18 protein-coding genes are annotated in these 20,089 nt (G+C 37.1%); 14 read left to right on the top strand and 4 right to left on the bottom strand.

From position 1 onward, the window contains the following. Nucleotides 1–1,057: 1,057 nt before the first annotated feature. Entirely contained in the window at nt 1,058–1,339 is a 282-nt protein-coding gene (locus ACFIJK_RS06305) for a DUF6460 domain-containing protein (protein ID WP_375627250.1), read from the top strand. A 22-nt stretch (nt 1,340–1,361) separates the two neighbouring features. Here ACFIJK_RS06305 and ACFIJK_RS06300 read toward each other — a convergent pair whose 3' ends face one another. From ACFIJK_RS06300 to ACFIJK_RS06290, 3 genes are all read right to left on the bottom strand, one after another. After that, complete coding sequence (locus ACFIJK_RS06300) at nt 1,362–2,171, bottom strand: TIGR02186 family protein (RefSeq protein WP_375627249.1); 810 nt, start codon at nt 2,169–2,171, stop codon at nt 1,362–1,364. A gap of 2 nt (nt 2,172–2,173) precedes the next feature. Next, nucleotides 2,174–3,094, bottom strand: a complete 921-nt coding sequence (locus ACFIJK_RS06295) for a sulfite exporter TauE/SafE family protein (RefSeq protein ID WP_375627248.1) — start codon at nt 3,092–3,094, stop codon at nt 2,174–2,176. 178 nt (nt 3,095–3,272) lie between these two features. Next, nucleotides 3,273–4,109 carry a hypothetical protein gene (locus ACFIJK_RS06290; protein ID WP_375627247.1) on the bottom strand — a complete coding sequence of 279 codons (837 nt, stop codon included), beginning with the start codon at nt 4,107–4,109 and terminating at the stop codon, nt 3,273–3,275. A gap of 525 nt (nt 4,110–4,634) precedes the next feature. On the opposite strand from ACFIJK_RS06290, the gene ACFIJK_RS06285 reads away from it, so the two are divergent. From ACFIJK_RS06285 to ACFIJK_RS06255, 7 genes are all read left to right on the top strand, one after another. Continuing rightward, nucleotides 4,635–5,381, top strand: coding sequence for an electron transfer flavoprotein subunit beta/FixA family protein (locus tag ACFIJK_RS06285; RefSeq protein ID WP_375627246.1), 747 nt, complete (start codon nt 4,635–4,637; stop codon nt 5,379–5,381). 51 nt (nt 5,382–5,432) lie between these two features. Further along, complete coding sequence (locus ACFIJK_RS06280; RefSeq protein WP_375627245.1) at nt 5,433–6,353, top strand: electron transfer flavoprotein subunit alpha/FixB family protein; 921 nt, start codon at nt 5,433–5,435, stop codon at nt 6,351–6,353. Nucleotides 6,354–6,356: 3 nt separating this feature from the next. Further along, nucleotides 6,357–8,021: a 4Fe-4S dicluster domain-containing protein gene (locus ACFIJK_RS06275; RefSeq protein WP_375627244.1), complete on the top strand. Its 1,665-nt coding sequence runs from the start codon at nt 6,357–6,359 to the stop codon at nt 8,019–8,021. Between the two features lie 1,734 nt (nt 8,022–9,755). Beyond that, nucleotides 9,756–10,643, top strand: coding sequence for a 16S rRNA (cytidine(1402)-2'-O)-methyltransferase (gene rsmI / locus ACFIJK_RS06270; protein WP_375627242.1), 888 nt, complete (start codon nt 9,756–9,758; stop codon nt 10,641–10,643). Nucleotides 10,644–10,647: 4 nt separating this feature from the next. Next, nucleotides 10,648–11,016 carry a YraN family protein gene (locus tag ACFIJK_RS06265; RefSeq protein WP_375627263.1) on the top strand — a complete coding sequence of 123 codons (369 nt, stop codon included), beginning with the start codon at nt 10,648–10,650 and terminating at the stop codon, nt 11,014–11,016. Nucleotides 11,017–11,118: 102 nt separating this feature from the next. Next, nucleotides 11,119–11,364 carry a hypothetical protein gene (locus ACFIJK_RS06260; protein WP_330168884.1) on the top strand — a complete coding sequence of 82 codons (246 nt, stop codon included), beginning with the start codon at nt 11,119–11,121 and terminating at the stop codon, nt 11,362–11,364. A 55-nt stretch (nt 11,365–11,419) separates the two neighbouring features. Further along, the gene (locus tag ACFIJK_RS06255) at nt 11,420–12,211 is read left to right on the top strand and encodes a pyrroline-5-carboxylate reductase (RefSeq protein ID WP_375627239.1); all 792 of its coding nucleotides are present in this window, start codon (nt 11,420–11,422) and stop codon (nt 12,209–12,211) included. Nucleotides 12,212–12,607: 396 nt separating this feature from the next. Here ACFIJK_RS06255 and ACFIJK_RS06250 read toward each other — a convergent pair whose 3' ends face one another. After that, nucleotides 12,608–13,669 (bottom strand): Mrp/NBP35 family ATP-binding protein, encoded by a 1,062-nt coding sequence (locus tag ACFIJK_RS06250; protein ID WP_375627237.1) that lies wholly within the window; start codon nt 13,667–13,669, stop codon nt 12,608–12,610. A 602-nt stretch (nt 13,670–14,271) separates the two neighbouring features. On the opposite strand from ACFIJK_RS06250, the gene rpmH reads away from it, so the two are divergent. The 6 genes from rpmH (at nt 14,272) to dapB (ending at nt 20,067) form a co-directional block, all read left to right on the top strand. Further along, entirely contained in the window at nt 14,272–14,406 is a 135-nt protein-coding gene (gene rpmH, locus ACFIJK_RS06245; protein WP_005864709.1) for a 50S ribosomal protein L34, read from the top strand. 117 nt (nt 14,407–14,523) lie between these two features. Then, nucleotides 14,524–14,916, top strand: a complete 393-nt coding sequence (gene rnpA / locus ACFIJK_RS06240; protein ID WP_015856278.1) for a ribonuclease P protein component — start codon at nt 14,524–14,526, stop codon at nt 14,914–14,916. Then, on the top strand, nt 14,906–16,744 hold the full coding sequence (gene yidC / locus ACFIJK_RS06235) for a membrane protein insertase YidC (RefSeq protein WP_375627234.1): 1,839 nt from the start codon (nt 14,906–14,908) through the stop codon (nt 16,742–16,744). The genes rnpA and yidC overlap by 11 nt, the downstream gene beginning before the upstream one ends. Next, the gene (gene yihA, locus ACFIJK_RS06230; protein ID WP_273788101.1) at nt 16,741–17,385 is read left to right on the top strand and encodes a ribosome biogenesis GTP-binding protein YihA/YsxC; all 645 of its coding nucleotides are present in this window, start codon (nt 16,741–16,743) and stop codon (nt 17,383–17,385) included. The genes yidC and yihA overlap by 4 nt, the downstream gene beginning before the upstream one ends. Nucleotides 17,386–17,523: 138 nt before the next feature. After that, on the top strand, nt 17,524–18,216 hold the full coding sequence (locus ACFIJK_RS06225) for a glutathione S-transferase family protein (RefSeq protein ID WP_208439566.1): 693 nt from the start codon (nt 17,524–17,526) through the stop codon (nt 18,214–18,216). Nucleotides 18,217–19,254: 1,038 nt separating this feature from the next. After that, complete coding sequence (gene dapB, locus ACFIJK_RS06220) at nt 19,255–20,067, top strand: 4-hydroxy-tetrahydrodipicolinate reductase (RefSeq protein ID WP_375626501.1); 813 nt, start codon at nt 19,255–19,257, stop codon at nt 20,065–20,067. The last annotated feature ends 22 nt before the right edge of the window (nt 20,068–20,089 follow it).

Genomic DNA, 20,089 nt, shown 5'->3' with positions numbered 1-20,089 from the left:
CGCAACAAGAATGCGCAAAATAATAAAATCAGACAAACCATAGGCTCTGAGAGATAAAGTATTAAAACGTTCAAACAACATCACTTATCAACCACTCCTCCTGCCCATAGTTACAAACCAACCCCCAATATGCACCGAGAAACAATCTAATATATGATGAATGACATAACCCATCACCAATCTATTGATAATATTACAACGTCTACCATTGAAAGCTATAAGACAAAGATTTCTTCTCTCTTGTCGAACAAGTTTACCTCTTCTTTACTCTAGCGTTTTTATGCCATCAAAGAACTATCCCCTGTTAGCTCAAAAATCTTAATAACAAAAAGCCTTCATAATAACTTGATTATTTCAACAAAACAGAAAAATTTGCCCATCGTCCAACATCAAGCACCTCTACCTCTTCTGCAAAAGGAATTTTGAATTTTTCCATAATTCTCCACTAAATAACGGCTTCTCATTATATCTTATTTCCAAATAAAAGGAGCACGGGCACCACAAACCTCTAACATTCCCTCACGCGTCCGTACATAACAAAACTTTTTTCAATATCGTATTTTAAATATCTTTGCTCCTTTAACAACACTCAATTCATTGCTTATATTTTTTCAGAAAAAAAGATCTTTTCAATGCACTAAGGTTGAAATATCTGAATATAATATCTATATAAGCACACCCTTATTAGAATAGATAGTCTTTTTTTAAGTAAACTGTCTTGAAATATTATTTCTATACACGACAATAATAAGTTTGTTACAAAATCTTCAATATACTAAAACTCTCACTCTGATGCGAAATATCGAAACGTTATAAAATTTCTCTACAAATTCTCAGAAACGAAAGGATCTCCCTTCATTTAATAAAAGAAGCGCCATGAAAATATCGCAAAAATGCAATAAAACATGTGCATATTTCAAAAACCAGCACCGTTAATCAGACTAAAGGTGATAAACTCAAAGTAAGAAAAAATAAAAAAATGTTTTTGCTTTATGATAGTAACATCGCCGCACTATGATAATACAATAAGAAACACGATCTTCGAAAGTATATTAAAATGAAGCGGAAAAAAAGATTATCAGATTCTTTTCGTGCGTTTCTTGGAAGAAAATTAAGCAGCGTTAGTCTAAAATTGCTTATCCTGTCATTCTTCATTGGCATCGTAATGAATTTTTTGGGATGGACACACCGAAACCTCATACACAAAATAGTAGATTTTTTAAAATCACTATGGGAAGCAGGATTTATAACGCTTACAAATTTCTTCCATATAACTATGACGGGAGCTATTATTGTTGTGCCTATTTTTCTTATCTTACGAATTTTTCATAAAAAATAAAAGCCTTAACATTTTCCTTGCGTTAATCTTTTCGAAAAATCAAACGACATAAAAATCCTGTAGTAATAGCAATAATCACTGCAACAATACCATATAAAAAACGATACTTGTGCGCTGCATAAAAAATTGTATAAGCGATATGTGCTTTAACAATTTCAAGAGTCGTTGTTGCACTATCAATAAACTGTCCATCACGAAAAAGATAAGCACGAACTTTATAATGTCCAACCGGGATATTTGCTGGCAAACGAAAATGTGCTGTGAAAAGTGTGTCAGAACCAAAACGAACCCCACCCACTTCCTCATAATAAAGGCTTTTAGCTTTTTGCAACTTTATAAGTTCATCGCGAAAGATTTGTATTTTTTTCTGATCTTGTTCATCCGTCTGCAATGGCAAATAGAGTAATCCTAACCCCAAGCGTTTATAATCTTCAATGCTCGTAATATCGCCAATTTCACGCGTTGTGACCATAGAGTAAAAAAGAGGAACCTTTTTAAAAATAAGAGAATCTGTATTAACCCATACACCGGCATTGCGTTTTTTTTCTCGCATCACCATTGTCCGATCTTGTCCCTCCAAGCTTACAACAATATCATAACGGTTCTGTCGAGAATATAACGGATCAATATTTTCCAAAACACCAGCAATATAAAGATCACGACCAGCAAAATTTGCATCCACAGTAATCGTATTCGTTGTTACGATAATTTGGACAGTTTCGTGGTCAACTTGATCAATGAATGTAGCTGGCGTCCCAACATGTGACCATGTAGAAAAAGAAATAAAACAAAAGCAACCTGCAATGATGTATAAAGAAAATAATCTACCCATTTTTATCTCATAAGAATATCCAAAGAGAAAAGATTATCAGGGCGTATAAATAATTGAAAAGCAAGACGCATACACACAATCAACACTAAACATGCAAGCGCCATACGCAATTGTTCAGCCTTTAACTTCCGTCCAGCCCTTGTTCCATATTGTGCACCAATACTTCCTCCAAGCATTAACAAAAAAGCCAAGACAATATCAACGGACTGATTAGTCACACTTTGCAAAACTGTCGTGAAAGAAGACACAAATGTAATCTGAAAAAGTGAAGTCCCAATCACCACACTGGTTGGAACACGCAGAAGATAAATCAATGCTGGTATCATAAAGAACCCCCCACCAATTCCCATAATAGAAGACAACAATCCCACAATGAGACCAATCCCTAAAACTGGAATAATGCTAACATATATCATAGATGTCCGAAAACGCATTTTTAAGGGTAAGCGATGAATCCAGTTATGTCGACCAGCAAGACGAATATTGGCTTTTCCTGCCTTACGCTTGCGCATCATATCATACCAACTTTCAACGATCATCAAGCTTCCTACACTTCCAAGAAGAATCACATAAAGAAGCGAAATCATTAAGTCTAATTGACCTAACTTTTTCAAAACAGAGAAAACCTGAATCCCAATTAAAGAACCACCTCCTCCTCCAATCGCCAAAAGAATACCAAGTTTAATATCGAGCGTACGTCTTCTAAAATGTGTAATTGCTCCTGTTACAGATGACGCAATCATCTGGTTAGCGCCTGTTCCAACAGCAATAGCAGGAGGAATATTATAAAAAATCAATAACGGTGTGATGAGAAACCCACCACCGATTCCAAAAAGGCCTGAAAAAAAACCAGCAACGACTCCCATACCAATCAAGATCAGCATATTGAGTGACATTTCAGCAATTGGTAAATAAATACTCACTTACAGAACCTTCAAGATAATTTGAGGTTTTTTTACAACTAGAGAATCCTTCTCCAATTATCCTCTTTTCCAATAATTTCTGTTGCGTGTTTAAAAGAATAATTTTAGTTTCTATAGCTTTCGCACAAACACGAATGCGCAATACATTTCACATCTATTAACATCAACATCATACAAATTAAAAAAAACGAGCTCCTTTTAAAAAGCTATAAAGACATAACGTTATCGCTAGCACAAATACAACGGTTAAAAAACAAAGAACACTTTTTTTTACCAAATAAGATAAAAACGAGACATGTTTCCGAGACTGCACCTTTAAAGAAGAAAAATCATTCTCACTGCAATGATTAGATGCCTGAACACCCATCATACCCTTTTCTTCTATTATAGCACGCTTCACTACTCCCTCATCCTTTTTAAAAGAAGGTTTCAGAGCATCACTTAGCAAAATAGCATCACTGGGCAAAGAGCTTCTATTTTCTTGCTGCAACGTATTTTCAACATTTGTTTGGAGTGGAATTATACCGTTTTGTTTCGAAAAATTTTGCACCTTTTGAAGGAATAAACGTTCTTGATTGTCCTTACATTCCATATGAGCAAGTTTTTGTACAACAGAATCAGGTGATTTTGAACGAGATACCCGTCGTGTTACCGCTTCTTCTTCTAAGCTTTTTTTTTCACTCTGCAAACTTTTAACAATTGTTTTAATCTGCTCTAAAGACTCAAAAAGCTTTTTTTCTCTTTGACGACGCATATAATGTTCAGCCAAAATGGCTCGACTAATATCATCTAAGTAAGATTTAAAATGCTCTTCTACAGAACTCTGCTGCATCAAAGAATGGGGCGGATGCTTCATTTGCATTTGCGTATAAACGGTGCGTAATTTTTGAGCAATATCTGACATCGTTACTTCTACAGAAGTATCCATTCTCTCTTTCTGTTCAACAAAAGAAAAGAATTTACCATGCCTAACCTGATTGGTCGCCTGATCGATCGTATGACCCTTCGTATTCACAAACGCTTACCCCTCATTAACCTTTTTGAAAAGAATCGCAACAAATGATGAGAAAGTGTGGTCTATTTTAGTAAATAGAGCTTTAAGAACTCCTAAAAACTTTTTATTTTGCGCATTTGTTAGAAATATTTTTCCCCAATCTTTATCCAAAATATTTGAAAGAAAGTTCTTTAATTTTTCTGTCTTCAAGATTTGAAGAGCAAAATCATTCCCCCATTTTTATCTTTTTCACTTAATTTTTCATTGTATAAAGGGCCTATTGCACCATCATAAACAAAGCATAAGAAAATAAAAAAGAATATTCTCACAAGACAGATTGATTTTTTTACTTTTTATTCAAGCAAATAAGGCAATTATAGCAATGCAAAATATGAAGGTTGAAAATAACGACGAGAAAGTACAAGTAAACGTAAAAAAGCTTATATCAAAGAGAACACAAGTTATAAATGAGACTTCATTCTAAACAATTTGGTTTCTTATGAGTATTGCTATAAACTTGTGGGCATACAAACAAAGAGGATCATTATGAAGATAATTGTCGCTGTCAAACGTGTTGTTGATTATAACATCAAGATACGCGTCAAACCCGATAGTACAGGTGTTGATCTGTCTCACGTAAAAATGTCTATGAATCCTTTTGATGAGATAGCCGTGGAGGAGGCTATTCGCCAGAGAGAATCCGGTAAAATTTCAGAAGTTCTTCTTGTTTCAATTGGCCCAGAAGCAGCCCAAGAAACTCTACGAACAGGACTTGCAATGGGCGCTGATCGCGCACTTCTTGTCACAACGGATCAAACACTTGAACCCTTAGCAATTGCTAAGGTTCTCAAAGCTATTGTTGATGAAGAAAAACCCGATATGGTCTTTTTAGGAAAACAAGCAATTGATGACGATAGCAATCAAACAGGACAAATGCTCGCTGCTCTTCTTGGTTGGGGACAGGCAACTTTTGCCTCACATCTTAATATAGAAAATGGGCATGCTACAGTTACTCGTGAAGTTGATAATGGAACACAAACTCTTTGTCTTCCCCTTCCCATGGTTATGACCGCCGATCTACGGCTCAATGAACCGCGTTACACCTCTCTCCCCAATATCATGAAAGCAAAAAAGAAAATCATTGAACAAAAATCTCTTGCTGATCTTGGCATCGATACGGAAGCACGCTTAACAATTTTAAGCGTTGAAGAGCCAAAACCCCGTCAACCCGGTATTAAAGTGGCGAATGTAGCAGAGCTTGTCAGTGCACTAAAACAAAAGAACTGCATTTAATATTCTCACCACTAGAGTAAAAGCAACACTCACATAAAAGGGCAAAAACTTATGGCAATTCTTTTATTGGCTGATCATAATACAGAAGAAACAGCAAAAGTGCTCACCGCTGCACGCGCACTCAGTAATGATATCGATATTCTGGTTTGCGGAGAAAAAATTCAAACGATAGCGGAAAATAGTGCTAAACTTAGTGGTGTGCGGCAAGTTCTTATTGCAAAAGCAGACTATTTAGCCCATCAACTTGCCGAGCCTATGGCAGATACAATTCTCACGTTAGCAAATGATTATGATGTGATCATGGCTGCATCCAGCAGCACTGGGAAAAATGTGATGCCACGCGTAGCAGCCCTTCTTGATCTTATGCAAATTTCAGACATTACCGCCGTTCTTTCACCCGATACCTTCAAACGACCCATTTATGCAGGCAATGTACTTGAAACTGTCCGCACCAATGATCATAAAAAAATTATAACAGTTCGCACAGCTTCTTTCACACCAACGCCTTCCCAAAATAATTCTGCTCCCATTAAAATAATAACACCAGCTCCTAATCCAAATCTTTCTTCTTTCGTAAAAGCAGAAACCAACAAAAGTGATCGTCCTGATCTTACCTCTGCACGTGTTATTATATCAGGCGGGCGTGGTCTTGGTTCTCAAGAACAATTTATGGCACTTCTTCTTCCTCTTGCAAACAAATTAGATGCCGCTTTAGGTGCCAGCCGCGCAGCAGTTGATGCAGGCTACGCCCCCAATGAATGGCAAATTGGACAAACAGGAAAAGTCGTTGCCCCTGAACTCTATATCGCTGTTGGCATTTCCGGTGCAATCCAGCATTTAGCCGGTATAATGGATGCACAAATTATTGTTGCCATTAATAAAGATGAAGAAGCTCCCATCATGCAAATTGCGGATTACAGCCTTGTAGGTGATCTCCACCAAATTGTTCCAGAATTGGAGAAAGCTTTATAAACCATGAAAGCACCTCTGCATGACCAACGTGAAAGTATGGAGTTTGATATAGTCATTGTCGGAGCGGGACCTGCAGGGCTTTCTGCCGCAATTCGTTTTAAACAAATTAATCCTGAGCTTTCTGTCACAATTGTTGAAAAAGGGACCGAAGTTGGTGCACATGTTCTCTCGGGCGCAGTTGTTGACCCCATTGGTATCGATACACTCTTACCAGAATGGAGAAATGACAACGACCATCCCTTCACAACCCCTGTCACACAGGACCAATTTTTTTTTCTAAAGCCTCAAAAAGCGACACTATTGCCCAATATTTTGCATCCCAAAATCTTATCAAATAACGGATGTTATATCGTTTCGCTTGGGAAAGTCTGCCGCTGGCTAAGCAAAAAAGCTGAAGCGTTGGGTGTTGAAATCTATCCTGGTTTTGCTGCAACAGAACCCATCATCCAAAAAGATAACGGAGCTATCATTGGTGTTCTCACCGGAGATATGGGGCTTAACAAAGATGGAACCCCTGGAAAAAATTATATGCCTGGTATGGCTTTATTGGCAAAATATACTCTGATTGCGGAAGGAGCACGCGGCTCAATTGCAAAACAACTGATACAACATTTTAATCTTAGCAAAAATCGTGAACCACAAAATTTTGGTCTTGGCCTCAAAGAACTCTGGGAAATTGATCCCCATAAACACCAACGCGGTTTAGTGCAACATTTCACGGGTTGGCCTTTGGACAATAATACCGGTGGTGGTGGCTTTCTTTATCACCAAGAAAACAATATCATTTCTGCCGGTTTTGTTGTGCACTTAGATTACAAAAATCCTTATCTTTCTCCTTTTGAAGAATTTCAACGTTTTAAAACACATCCAAAACTCTATGAAATCTTCAAAGGTGCAAAACGTCTTTCCTATGGTGCACGTGTTATCAGCGAGGGAGGTTGGCAATCTGTACCAAAACTCACCTTTCCTGGTGGAGCACTTATTGGCTGCTCTGCTGGCTTTGTCAATGTTCCTCGTATCAAAGGCTCACACAATGCCATCTTATCTGGCATATTAGCTGCCGATAAAATTGCTGCCGCTCTCGCCCAAGGGCGTGCCCATGATGAGGTCAAAGAAATCGAAGAACAGTGGCGAAAAGGTCCCATTGGCAAAGATCTTTATAAAGTGCGAAATGCCAAACCGCTCTGGGCAAAATATGGGACAAAATATGGAATTAAACTTGCCGGTTTTGATATGTGGTGGCAACAACTGTTCGGATTTTCCTTATTTAAAACACTCTCCCATGGAAAGGAAGATTATGCATGCCTTGAACCAGCAGAAAAATTTCAACCCATTGCTTACCCAAAACCAGATGGCGTTGTAACCTTTGATCGCCTTTCAAGTGTTGCCCTTTCCAATACGCAGCATGAAGAAAATCAACCTTGCCATTTAAAAATAGCCTCATTAAAAAAACATAAAGACTCTGAATATGCAATCTATGGAGGACCCTCTACACGCTATTGTCCCGCCGCTGTCTACGAGTGGCTAGAGTATAATGATCATCTGACTTATATGATCAACGCTTCAAATTGCATACATTGTAAAACATGCGATATCAAAGATCCGAACCAAAATATCACTTGGATCTGTCCGCAAGGTAATGAGGGGCCCTTCTATCCCAATATGTAATGCCCCAATGTACAATCATTGTTCACTCTCCCAAAATTGAAATATACAAAACGCAATGAATAAAAATATTCTCCTCAGATCAGAAATCTATCAATCACCTTCCTGCATACGTTCTTTCACAATGTAAAAAGGACTCTATTCTTATATAAAATACTCTCCCCACCGTATGACTTTTTTCAATAGCAAAACATAACATATTTTTATCAAAAATTTTTATCTAAATGACAAAACAATAATGAATATATTCTTGAAAATTCTGCAATAAAGAAACAGCCGCGCTTCTCGAAAAGAAGGAAAATAAGTCCGCTCTACTTTGCTCCCTCTCCCACATGATCCAAAATGCTTTTAGCCCATCATAAGAAACATCAATTGTTTTAACTAGCCAAGAACAAAAGCCATGACGATGCGCTTCAAGTTTATTTTTTCTCCTAAACTTTGCCAAGTAATGCTCACTAAAGAAAACCACAGACAAATGTAGAAAAAACGTTGCGAGATAACGAAATAAAGAGCATGCTTGTTCAAGCCCTTTCAATGGTTCTACTGATAATGACACGAAAAAAATCTTTAACCTTACATTAACCTTTTATTTTTTCATCAAGGATAATCGCCTTGCATCTAACCTTTACCAATATACTGCAATGAATATGTGCAAATACCGTAAGAATAAGCAGATGCCAAGCCATGGAAACGACCGCTATTAGCAAAACCATCTGATAAAAAACCAAAATAGCTTTCATAACCACTCTATGACGCGTTTTATAGGGTTGTTTTTCTTATAAAGCTTGTGCTTTCGCTGTTGCTTGTCAATCAACATCCAAATTTAACACAAGTGGTATATTTAAAAGAAAGATTAAGGTTAATGAAAGCTCTGCGCGCCGTTCCAGCTTTTGTAGTTAGAGAAAAAATATTGCCTATTCTATTTGAGTAATCTCTGAAACGAAAATACAGATTCATTTAGCAAGAATATAAAATCTGAAAGGAAAAAACCTGTTTTCCTCTTTACTATCATCTGTCCATTCAGTTTTAGAACTTTCAAAAGAATCACAATATCTTTTAAAAAGAAAAGACCACGGATTATCCCCGCTTTTTACGCATTATATTTATGGGCTTGTTTTTAAGAGATAGCTCTTAATCAATATGCAAAATGATAAACTCTCCGTTATAAATCAAATCTTTAAGATAAAAATTAGCCTTTAACATTTCTAAGGTACTCATTCATACTGTTAAAGCTGTAGAGAATATGAAAAAATCAAATATTTTGCTGATAAGGGCTTATATTTGATCAATAACAATACAGTTAGCTGTTTATGTTTCAAAACAGGCTGTTTATATTTTCTCAGAAAAATAGTTTGGATATCAAGAGAATATTTGAAAGATAGGCGTTATGGAAATAATCTAAAAATCTTAGTTTTAAAAGAGCACAGCCAAGCGTGAGATGGTGGCATAGGTAAAATTGTTTTTTGGTTCTCGAAGGAAAAACTTTATAGAAAATCATGGAGCTGATAGAATATTGGTGGAATTTTTTTTACTAAAAAAGATAACGCAGATCAAAATAGATAATAATGTTAGATTAAGACGTTAAAGATGAGATTATCTTATTAGAGAGTAATCGATTATTCGAGTAAGGTAAGCCTTTATAAGGATAAAAAATGTGCTGGTAAAAATGAGCCAAAATGACTTATGAGTATGGATAAAAATCTTGTGGTGAGGGAAATTTGATGAAAAGAAAAGAGCATGTGTGAAAAAGCATATTTTATAGGTGCACATGCTTATTCTGCACCCGTTATAGAATCAGGGCTTTATCTTGTGGCAACGCCTATCGGAAATCTTGCAGATATTACGCTTCGTGCTTTGCAAGTGCTTGCAGGAATTGATATTTTAGCCTGTGAAGATACGCGGGTAACACGTGTTTTGTTGGAACGTTACGGTATTCAAAAAAAACCTTTTCTCTATCATGAATATAATGCGCAAAAAGCGGGTCCGAAGCTCTTAGCGGCTTTAGCAGAAAACAAAACAGTAGCGCTTGTGTCAGATGCGGGAACACCACTTATTTCTGATCCTGGATTTAGATTGGTGGAAGAAGCCCGTAAAGCTGGTCATAAAATTATTCCTATTCCTGGAGCATCTGCTCTTTTAGCCGCTCTTATACCGACAGGGCTTCCTACTGATAGCTTTTTTTTTGCAGGTTTTTTGAGTGCACGCAAGCTACAGCGCAGAAAACGATTGGAACAATTAAAAGAGATTCCAGCAACTTTGATTTTTTATGAATCACCGCATCGTCTTGTTGAAACTTTACAGGATATGATCACTCTTTTTTCGGCTGATCGACCTGCTGCAATTTGTCGTGAATTAACAAAGAAGTTTGAAACAGTAGATGTTTCCAATTTAGGGAATTTGTTGGAAAATTACAAAAAACAAGCACATATTCGTGGGGAGATTGTTGTGCTTGTTGGAGAATCATCTTCTTCTTTAAATGTGATAAGTGATCAAGAAATTGATGAAATGCTATTAGAACGCGCACGGACACATTCCACTGCTCAAGCAGCAGCTTTGGTTGCAAAAGAGACCGGTTTTAAAAAGCAGGAACTTTTTCAGCGATTAATCTTTTTAAAAAATGCGTAAAATGATACAAAAAAAACGTAGACAAAAGTCTTTTTATCGAGGGATTCGTGCAGAAAAATTGGCCGCTTGGTGGCTACGTTGCAAAGGGTTTCACATTGCCGAAAGGCGTTTTAAAACAAAATGTGGGGAAATTGATTTAATTGCACGACGTGGAAATCTTGTGTTAATCGTTGAAGTTAAAGCACGTTCATCGTTGGCTGAAGCAATGGAAGCGGTTTCCCGAATGAATGAAAGGCGAATTGAAGCAGCTGCCGATATTTGGCTCGCACGGCAAAAAGATTATGCCCTTTTATCTGTACGCTTTGATTTAATTGCAGTTTTACCTTGGCGTTGGCCACAGCATATCCCTGCATTTTTTACATCTGATCAATAAAAGGCAGCCCCCGTTTTAACCATATTCAATAAAAAACATTTCGTTTTTATGTGCATGTGCGTTAAAAAGTGTGTAATAATTGAGCGCTATAAGGAGTGAAATATGGATGATTATGAAAAGTTTGCAACAGGTTTGCTCATTGTTTTTGGAGCGCTGATTATTGGTGGTTTAATGGCAATGCATATTGTGCTTATGAATAAACCAGGTTTTTTATTTGCATTAGCCGCAGCTGTTGTTGGTTGGTTTTCTGCTTTTGCCGTTCTCTTTGACAAGCCTAAAATCTATTTGGGCTTGATTATTTTTGCTATGTTATGTGTTGCTTCTTCAATTAGCGTTTATGTTAGTTAAAACACTTGAGATGTTGATTAAGATTCCTTTTAAATTGTAAAACTGAGAAATAGAAATGAGACTTGGCTTTTTAGGAACGGGTACAATCAGTGCTTCAATGGTGAATGGCTTAATGACAAGCACCTTTGATGTTTCTTCTATTGTTGTTTCACCTCGCAATGCACAAACAGCAGAGCGCCTTTCAAACACTTATAACAAAGTTATGATTGCTGAAAATAACCAAACATTGCTCGATGTTAGTGATTGTGTTTTTCTTTGCTTACCCAACCAAATTGCAGAAGACGTTTTGCGCTCTCTTCGTTTTCGTCCAGAACAGCTGGTTATTTCCGTACTTGCTATGGCAAAAGCAGCAGAAATAGAAGAGTGGATTAATCATAAAGTTTATCGTGCTGTTCCATTACCTTTTGTTGCAGAATGCAAAAATTTGACACCAATCTATCCCGATCATCCCTTCTTACGCACTTTATTTGACGCATTGGGGGGCACATTGGTGCTGGATAAGGAAGAGCAGTTTAATCTTTTTATGACAGCTGGTTCACTTATGGGAGTATATTTTAATTTTATAGAAACAGCCCATCAGTGGTTTATAACACAAGGGTTAAAAAAACAGCAATCAGCAGAATTCCTTACCATGATGTTTGGAAATCTTACGGATGAAATGCGTAAAACTATAGCAACTGATCGTTCTGCACTTCTCGATTTTGCACTGCTTGAAAAAGAGTTTTCAACAAAGGGTGGAACAAATGAATTTTTGTCAAATTACTTTTCTCATCAAGGGGGAAGGAATGCTTTAACAACGGCTCTTGAGGCTACTTTGCAAAAAATGAATGCTTCTAAAAAGACTTGACCAACATTTTTTTATCATCTCAATAAGAAAGAGCTAAATGTTGAAGATTTATATCAAGAAAACTCATATCGAAAAATGCTTTTTACACCTGAAAAAGATATCATCTTATGAAGAGAATTGATTTTTAAAATATTTTTTACAACCTTTTACAATTTTTCTAAATTATTTTTATTTTCTGTCTTCTTCTTTTATCCTCAATACCAATATTTTTTCTACCTCATGGTTCTATCTCTTCTAATTTGGGTCCCCTTCAGGTTATCCAAACGCATGAATAATTTTTTGTTTATTTAACCTATATACTCTACTCACACATTAAAACTTCCCCTTACAAAGAAGCAACTATTTTTACGTCTTCCATGATTGTGTTTTAATAAACTTTCTCAAACAAATATCCATTTAAAAAAGTTGATTTTTTATTTGATCAACAATTTTACGATACAGTTTAGTATGCTCTTTACTAGGCTTAGCAACAAAAATAGGGGTCCCCTCATCTGAAAAAAATCGTAAAGCTGCATCAAGCGGTATTTCCGCTAAGAAAGGGACTTCTCGACGTTCCGCTTCTGCCCGTGCACCACCATAGCCAAAAATATCATAGCGTTTTCCCGTATCAGGAGCGATAAAATAACTCATATTCTCAATAATTCCTAAAATAGGAACATTGACTTTCATAAACATTTCTATTGCTTTACGCGCATCCACTAAAGCAAGATCTTGGGGCGTAGAGACAACCAACGCACCTGTTAACTGTACCTGTTGTGCAAGCGTTAGTTGTGCATCCCCTGTACCTGGCGGCATATCAACGACTAAAACGTCCAGAGGTCCCCATAAAACGTCTCGTAACAATTGCGTTAACGCTGCCATAACCATAGGACCACGCCATACTACCGGCTTTTCTTCCTCAACCAAAAATCCCATCGACATCAATTTAAGTCCGAATTTTTCAAGAGGTTGAATCTTTTTTTCTTCAATGAGCTGTGGTTTTTGATTAACAAGTCCTGTCAAACGCGGCAAAGATGGACCATAAATATCAGCATCCATCACCCCCGTCTTGAAACCAAAATCTTGTAAAGCTAAGGCGATATTTATTGCCATTGTCGATTTTCCGACCCCTCCTTTTCCAGAAGCAACAGCAATCACATGCCGCACACCTTCTATGGGCATTTTGATCGGTAAGAGATTTGCTCTCCGTCTAGGTGCTGCCTTTGTTGTTTTTTCTGCTGTAAGTGTGACAACAACAGATTCCACTCCCTCCAAAGCACATACCATCTTTTCAGCAGAACGACGCAATGATTCCCATTCTTGCACACCTCCATCAGGAACTGTAATGGAAAAAAAAACCTTACCATCAGCAATCAATATTTCTGAAAGAAGCCCCAACGACACAATATCGCTTTCAAGATCTGGTCCTTTGATTTTACGTAATACGTTGCGGACAGCCTCACTTGTAATAGAATCCAAGTTCTTTCCTCTCTATAAAAATACCAGCAAATACAAGCATAAGAACGAAAAATACTTACAGGTTCATCACCTGATAATTTTCTACTTTACTCAGAATTATAAAGTATAAATTACTTATATCTTATCTCTTATCTCTTTTCTCTTTAAAAATATGAAACCATCCTTAAATAAAGAATCTCAAACATAAAATCTGCTATAAAATCCTATCAATCGTATTTTTCTACAACCACTTTAATGAATGTTCTGATAAAAATTTTGTAAAAACAAAAACTGAAAAAATTTTTTTAATATTAAAGGATACTTTAAATTGAGTATACAGTAATCAGTCACACTTTCTTTAATTCTTTAACGCCCTAGTCATTTATTTTCTGTAGACTCAATCGTTATTTCTGACACTCTTACAGTATCGTAAAAAAATATCACAGACGGTTGTAAGGTGTTTTGTATTCTTTCAAGAGCGAGAAAAACAATCTAAGATTGACTTTTTTTATATTTTTCCTTATGGGTTAACAGCCGTATGATAGGATAAAATCGTTCATCTCGCGCATAACTGCTCATAAAACGAAGATTAAGAAGGGCCGCACTCCGCGGTATTTAAATAAATGAAACGTACTTACCAACCCTCTAAACTTGTCCGTAAACGCCGCCATGGGTTTCGTGCACGCATGGCTACAGCTGGAGGACGTAAAGTTATTGCTGCAAGACGTGCTCGTGGACGTAAGCGGCTCTCTGCTTAACCATTTAAATTTTCACAACCGTTGAGGATTGCTCACCATTTCTTCGTTGTGAAACTTTTGTTATGAACCTCTAATGCCTGCTTGCAGGCATTTAGTGAAATTGCGAAATGTTCTTTTATGAAGAAAAAACATCCCTGCCGTATTCGCAAAAGAGCAGACTTTTTGGCTGTCCGTACAGGAGAAAAGCGGCGTGGTCCTTTATTTTTGCTCGAAGTTAAATCTCGTGAACAAACAACAGAAAGAAAAGATTCTCTTGTTGCACGTGTAGGCTTCACGGTTACCCGTAAAAACGGTAATGCTGTGAAACGCAATCGTATCAAAAGGCGCTTGCGTGAAGCCGTAAGAGTTGGTGTAACAAACCACATGGAAGCAGGAACAGACTATGTCATTGTAGCATATCGTGATGCGTTACATGCGCCTTTTACATCCTTAATTAGTGAATTAAATCGGCGAATAAAACCAAAAATAAAACATCAGCAACAACAACAAGGGTGTACGGATGGAATATAACCGCAATTTCTTTATCGCTATTGGCTTATCTTTCGTAGTGCTCATCGCATGGCAATTTCTTCATGTTGCTCCCAAACAAGCAAAGTTACCAAAACAACAAGTCATCACACAGCAATTGTCAAAAGAACAATCAACCCTTTCTACTACCACGACGAATTTTTCTGACGATACCTCAACGCATCAAGCAACATCTATCATCGAACAGCCAATGACACCTGAAATCCGGAAAGCTGTATTGGCCAAAACAAAGCGTATTGCGATCAAAACCAATGAACTGGAAGGCTCTATTAATCTTGTTGGTGCACAATTTGATGATCTTCACCTCAAAAAATATCGTTTAACAGTCGATAAAAAATCACCGGAAATCGATTTGCTGAATCCTAAGGGTTTCAAAACGACCTACCTTGCTGAATTTGGTTTTGCAAGTGCATCTTTACCAGCAAAAGCTTTGCCACAATCGGATACACAATGGCAAATAGAGGGAAACAATACAATCCTGACTCCTTCAACACCTATCACTTTAATTTATAATAATGGACAAGGACAGATCTTCCGGCGTATTCTTTCTGTTGATGATCATTTCATGTTTACCATTGAAGATTCTATCAGCAATGAAAGTGATCAACCAATATATCTCTCATCCTATGCCCGCGTTGCACGTGCAGCACCACCAGAACATACAAATGCAACCTATTTACTTCATGAAGGTATGATAGGTATTGCAGGAGATTCGCTCAAAACTGAAAAATATAAAACCTTAGCAGAGCTTGATCCAAATCCTGATAATGGGCAAAAGAGCATGACTTTCTCCAAAGTAACAGGAGGTTGGATTGGTATTACCGATAAATATTGGGCTGTAGCAGTTATTCCCCCGCAAAATAAAGAATATACAAGCCGTTTTATTTATTTTGATCGTTTGCAAACGCATTATCAGTCTGACTTACTAGGATCGCTTTTAACGATTGCTCCAAATGAAACAAAAACTATTACAAATCGGCTTTTTGCTGGTGCAAAACAAGTTGAAATTATTAATAACTATCAAAGTGACCTAAAAATCAAAAAGTTTGCTCTTTTAATTGATTGGGGCTGGTTTGATTTCATCACCAAACCAATGTTTTCTCTCATTGATGTCCTTTATAAACAAACAGGAAATTTTGGTATCGCCATCCTTCTTGTCACGGTGCTCTTAAAAACTCTTCTTTTTCCTCTAGCCAATAAATCTTATAAATCTATGGCACGCATGAAGCTTTTACAACCGCGGTTGCTAGAAATAAAAGAAAAATATCCCGATGATAGAACCAAGCAACAACAAGCAATAATAGAACTATATAAAACCGAAAAAATTAATCCCCTTGCTGGTTGTTGGCCAATGTTGGTTCAATTCCCAATATTCTTTGCTCTTTATAAAGTTCTCTATATCACCATTGAAATGCGCCATGCCCCTTTCTTTGGCTGGATTGAAGATTTAGCGGCACCCGATCCAACTTCTCTTTTTAACTTGTTTGGTCTCTTACCGTATACAACTCCAACATTCCTTATGATTGGTGCATGGCCTTTGATTATGGGAATAACGATGTTTTTACAAATGCGTATGAATCCCGCTCCTCAAGACCAAACCCAAGCGATGATATTCACATGGATGCCTGTTGTCTTTACTTTTATGCTCGCCTCTTTTCCTGTTGGTCTCGTTATCTATTGGGCATGGAACAATATATTATCAATCATTCAGCAAGGTATCATGATGAAGCGCCAAGGAGTTAAAATTGAGCTTTTCGATAATCTGAAAACCATGTGGAGAAAATCACCCAAAAAAGAAGTGCATGAATGACAAGAGATTCTTCCCTTTCTGGAATTTTTTCTCGCAATTGGATTTTTATTCGTGGTGTACCAGCAATACGCTTTCTCCCCCCTGAAGGACCACCAGAAATTGCATTTGCAGGACGTTCCAATGTTGGAAAATCATCTTTAATAAACGCACTCGTCCAACAAAAAAGCTTAGCACGCACCTCAAATACACCAGGACGGACTCAAGAGCTTAATTATTTTGTCCCCGATGGCTTCAGTGGACAGCTGGGAGATCTTCCCCCTCTAGCATTAGTAGATATGCCTGGTTATGGTTTCGCTGCTGCTCCTAAAAATCTGGTCGATGCGTGGACAAATTTGATTTTTAGCTATTTACGGGGGCGCACAACATTAAAACGTGTATATATCTTAATTGATTCACGACACGGAATCAAAAACAATGATGAAGATGTTCTTGCTCTCCTTGATAAAGCAGCCGTTTCTTATCAAATTGTTTTGACAAAAAGCGATAAAATCAAATCAAATGCCTTGGAAAAATTAATTATGAGCACACAAACAAAGCTTCTCAAACGTCCGGCAGCTTATCCTGAGCTTCTTGTAACCTCTTCAGAAAAAGCTCTCGGTTTAGAAGAATTACGTGCTGCCATTTTGCAAACCATCGCATAAAAGAATAATTGCTATTATTAACAATTTATTAATTATAATTGCTAGCAGCTGCTAATGATCTTGTACTTCTAGTCAAGCATCTTTATAAAAATGATTACTTGAAAGAATTCTCATCAACTCTATTTGATAGTGTAAATTATGCTGACACTTTTTCACTCTCCCCTATCCGCTGCCTCGCGCTTCATACGCCTCATTCTTGGGGAATATGGTGTAACCACTCAACTGATTGAAGAATATGAATGGGCAAGAAGACACGAATTTCTAGCCCTCAATCCCGCTGGTCATGTTCCTGTTTTTCTCGATGAACACGAGGTTCCATTATCAGGTCCTCTTGTTATCTGCGAATATTTAGACGAAACACATGGAAGTTTACGACAAGACAATAAGCTCTTTCCGGAAAATCCTTTAGATCGTGCGGAAGTACGCCGTCTCAATGACTGGTTCTTAAATAAATTCGAAAATGAAGCAACGCGCCATATCGTACGAGAACGAATCCATAAACGTGAAATGCCACTTGCCATTGGTGGTGGTGCTCCTAATTCACAAATTTTACGCAATGCACGTGCCAATATTTTACCACATATGAACTATCTCAACTGGCTCTGTGCCTCTCGCGATAGCTTAGTCGGTTCTGCCTTGTCCTATGCAGACCTAGCAGCAGCAGCCTCTATTTCTGTACTTGACTTTCTAGGGGAAATTGACTGGGAACAATCTCCTGCTGCCAAAGACTGGTATATGAGAATTAAATCACGCCCTTCTTTTCGTTCTCTTTTAACAGATCGCGTCCGCGGAATTGTTGCAAGTGCTCACTATGCAGATCTTGATTTCTAGCCTTCTCCCACAAAAAAAGTAAAAACGATATTCTATCTAAAGGATATTTATAGGCTTATGAATTTTTATGCATGCGTATAAACAATACGATAATACATTGATTTAGAATCATATTAAACAGAGAATAAGCCCCCCATAATATTTTTTTATTTTATCCCCCTTATAATGCATGAAAAAAATCACTTTCTTGACGTATCACAAAAATATTAGCACAGGAATAAAAATTATTTAAGAAAAGACTTTAAAGAATCTCTTTAAATATAAGAGCTGTAGCATCACTGGAAGCTAGGCAAATAAAATAACAATACTTAACACATGTTATCCTCCATTCTCCCCAATATATGAAAAAACGCATTACATAACATATATACTATTTTCTCTATAACAAACAAAGCCTCATCATGCGTTTTTACAACATAACAATTTTTTCAACTGACTTTCCTAAAAGATAAAGAATCCGACCAATTCTCATGTATAAACAATTCAACTTCTTGTTGGTCCCTTATTTCTACCCCCTTTTACGTGATTTTATTAATGGATAACATATTGATATAAAATGATTAAATGATCGTTTTTTTAACTTGAATCATCAATTCCAAATACCTTTTTCTCATTACCTTCATCAAATTTGAAACAATCAATATCGCTTGCTTAAGCATCACACATGGAATTGGTGTGTGAAAAAATATTAAAGAAAAGCATAAATTGACAACATAGGTGTATTTTGTTCAGGAGATCTTGTTTTGCATGAAGAACGCCCCCCTTAAAGAACAAAAAAACAAAAGCGTAAAGTAATACACAATCTTCATTAGGTTTCATAAGCAAACCTTATTTAGGAATATTCATGACACACTCTAACGAAAAACATCTCTATTTAAATTTGTAAATCTTATATCACTTGCTCTAAACAACAGTGTTTTACAGCACAAGAAGATAAATTAAAGCAGGAAAATTTTTTTCCTATAAAGAAAAAGAACCATTGGAAAGAAGGCAAGAATTTGCCTATACTGCACAGTGAAGTATTATAAGGAGATAAGAATGCGCCTTACAGTTGTTGGTGCAAATGGGAGAATGGGACGTGAACTCATTACAGCAATCCAACAGAGGAAAGATGTAGAGCTTTGTGCTGTTCTTGTACGCAAAGGCTCACCGTTTGTAGGAAAAGATGCCAGTGCCTTAATTGGTTCAGATTCTCTTGGGATTGGCATTACTGACGATCCTGAAAATGCCTTTTCTAACACAGAAGGTATTTTAGATTTTTCTCAACCAGAAGCCAGTATTCTTTATGCTAACTACGCTGCTCAAAAAAGCCTTGTCCATATTATTGGCACCACAGGATTTAGCAAAACAGAAGAAGAAAAAATTGCAGATTTTGCGAAATATACAACAATTGTCAAATCCGGAAATATGAGCCTTGGAATAAATCTTTTGGCCAACCTTGTAAAGAAAGCCGCTAAAGCATTAGAAGCCAATGATTTTGATATCGAAGTTTATGAAATGCATCACGCGAACAAAGTTGACGCCCCTTCTGGAACAGCCCTTCTTCTTGGCCAAGCAGCAGCTGAAGGGCGCAATGTTACGCTTAAAAATGTGCGTGTCAACGAACGCAATGGTTATATAGGTAAACGCGAAAAAGGCTCCATTGGCTTTTCTTGTTCACGTGGTGGAACAGTTGTTGGAGAACACAGTGTCATTTTTGCCGGTTCCCATGAGCGCATTGTTCTTTCACATACAGCGCAAGAACGCTCTATCTTTGCCAATGGCGCATTAAAAGCAGCTTTGTGGGCAAAAAATCATGAAAACGGTCTTTATTCAATGCTCGATGTTTTGGGATTGAACGATGAATTTTAAACAATCAATAGAATAGAGGCAA

It is taken from the genome of Bartonella sp. PS17NMGDW, from assembly GCF_042193555.1.
GTDB classification, from domain to species: domain Bacteria; phylum Pseudomonadota; class Alphaproteobacteria; order Rhizobiales; family Rhizobiaceae; genus Bartonella; species Bartonella grahamii.
The sequence above is the reverse complement of the archived record's forward strand: the minus strand, read 5'-3'. Positions and strand labels throughout refer to the sequence as shown.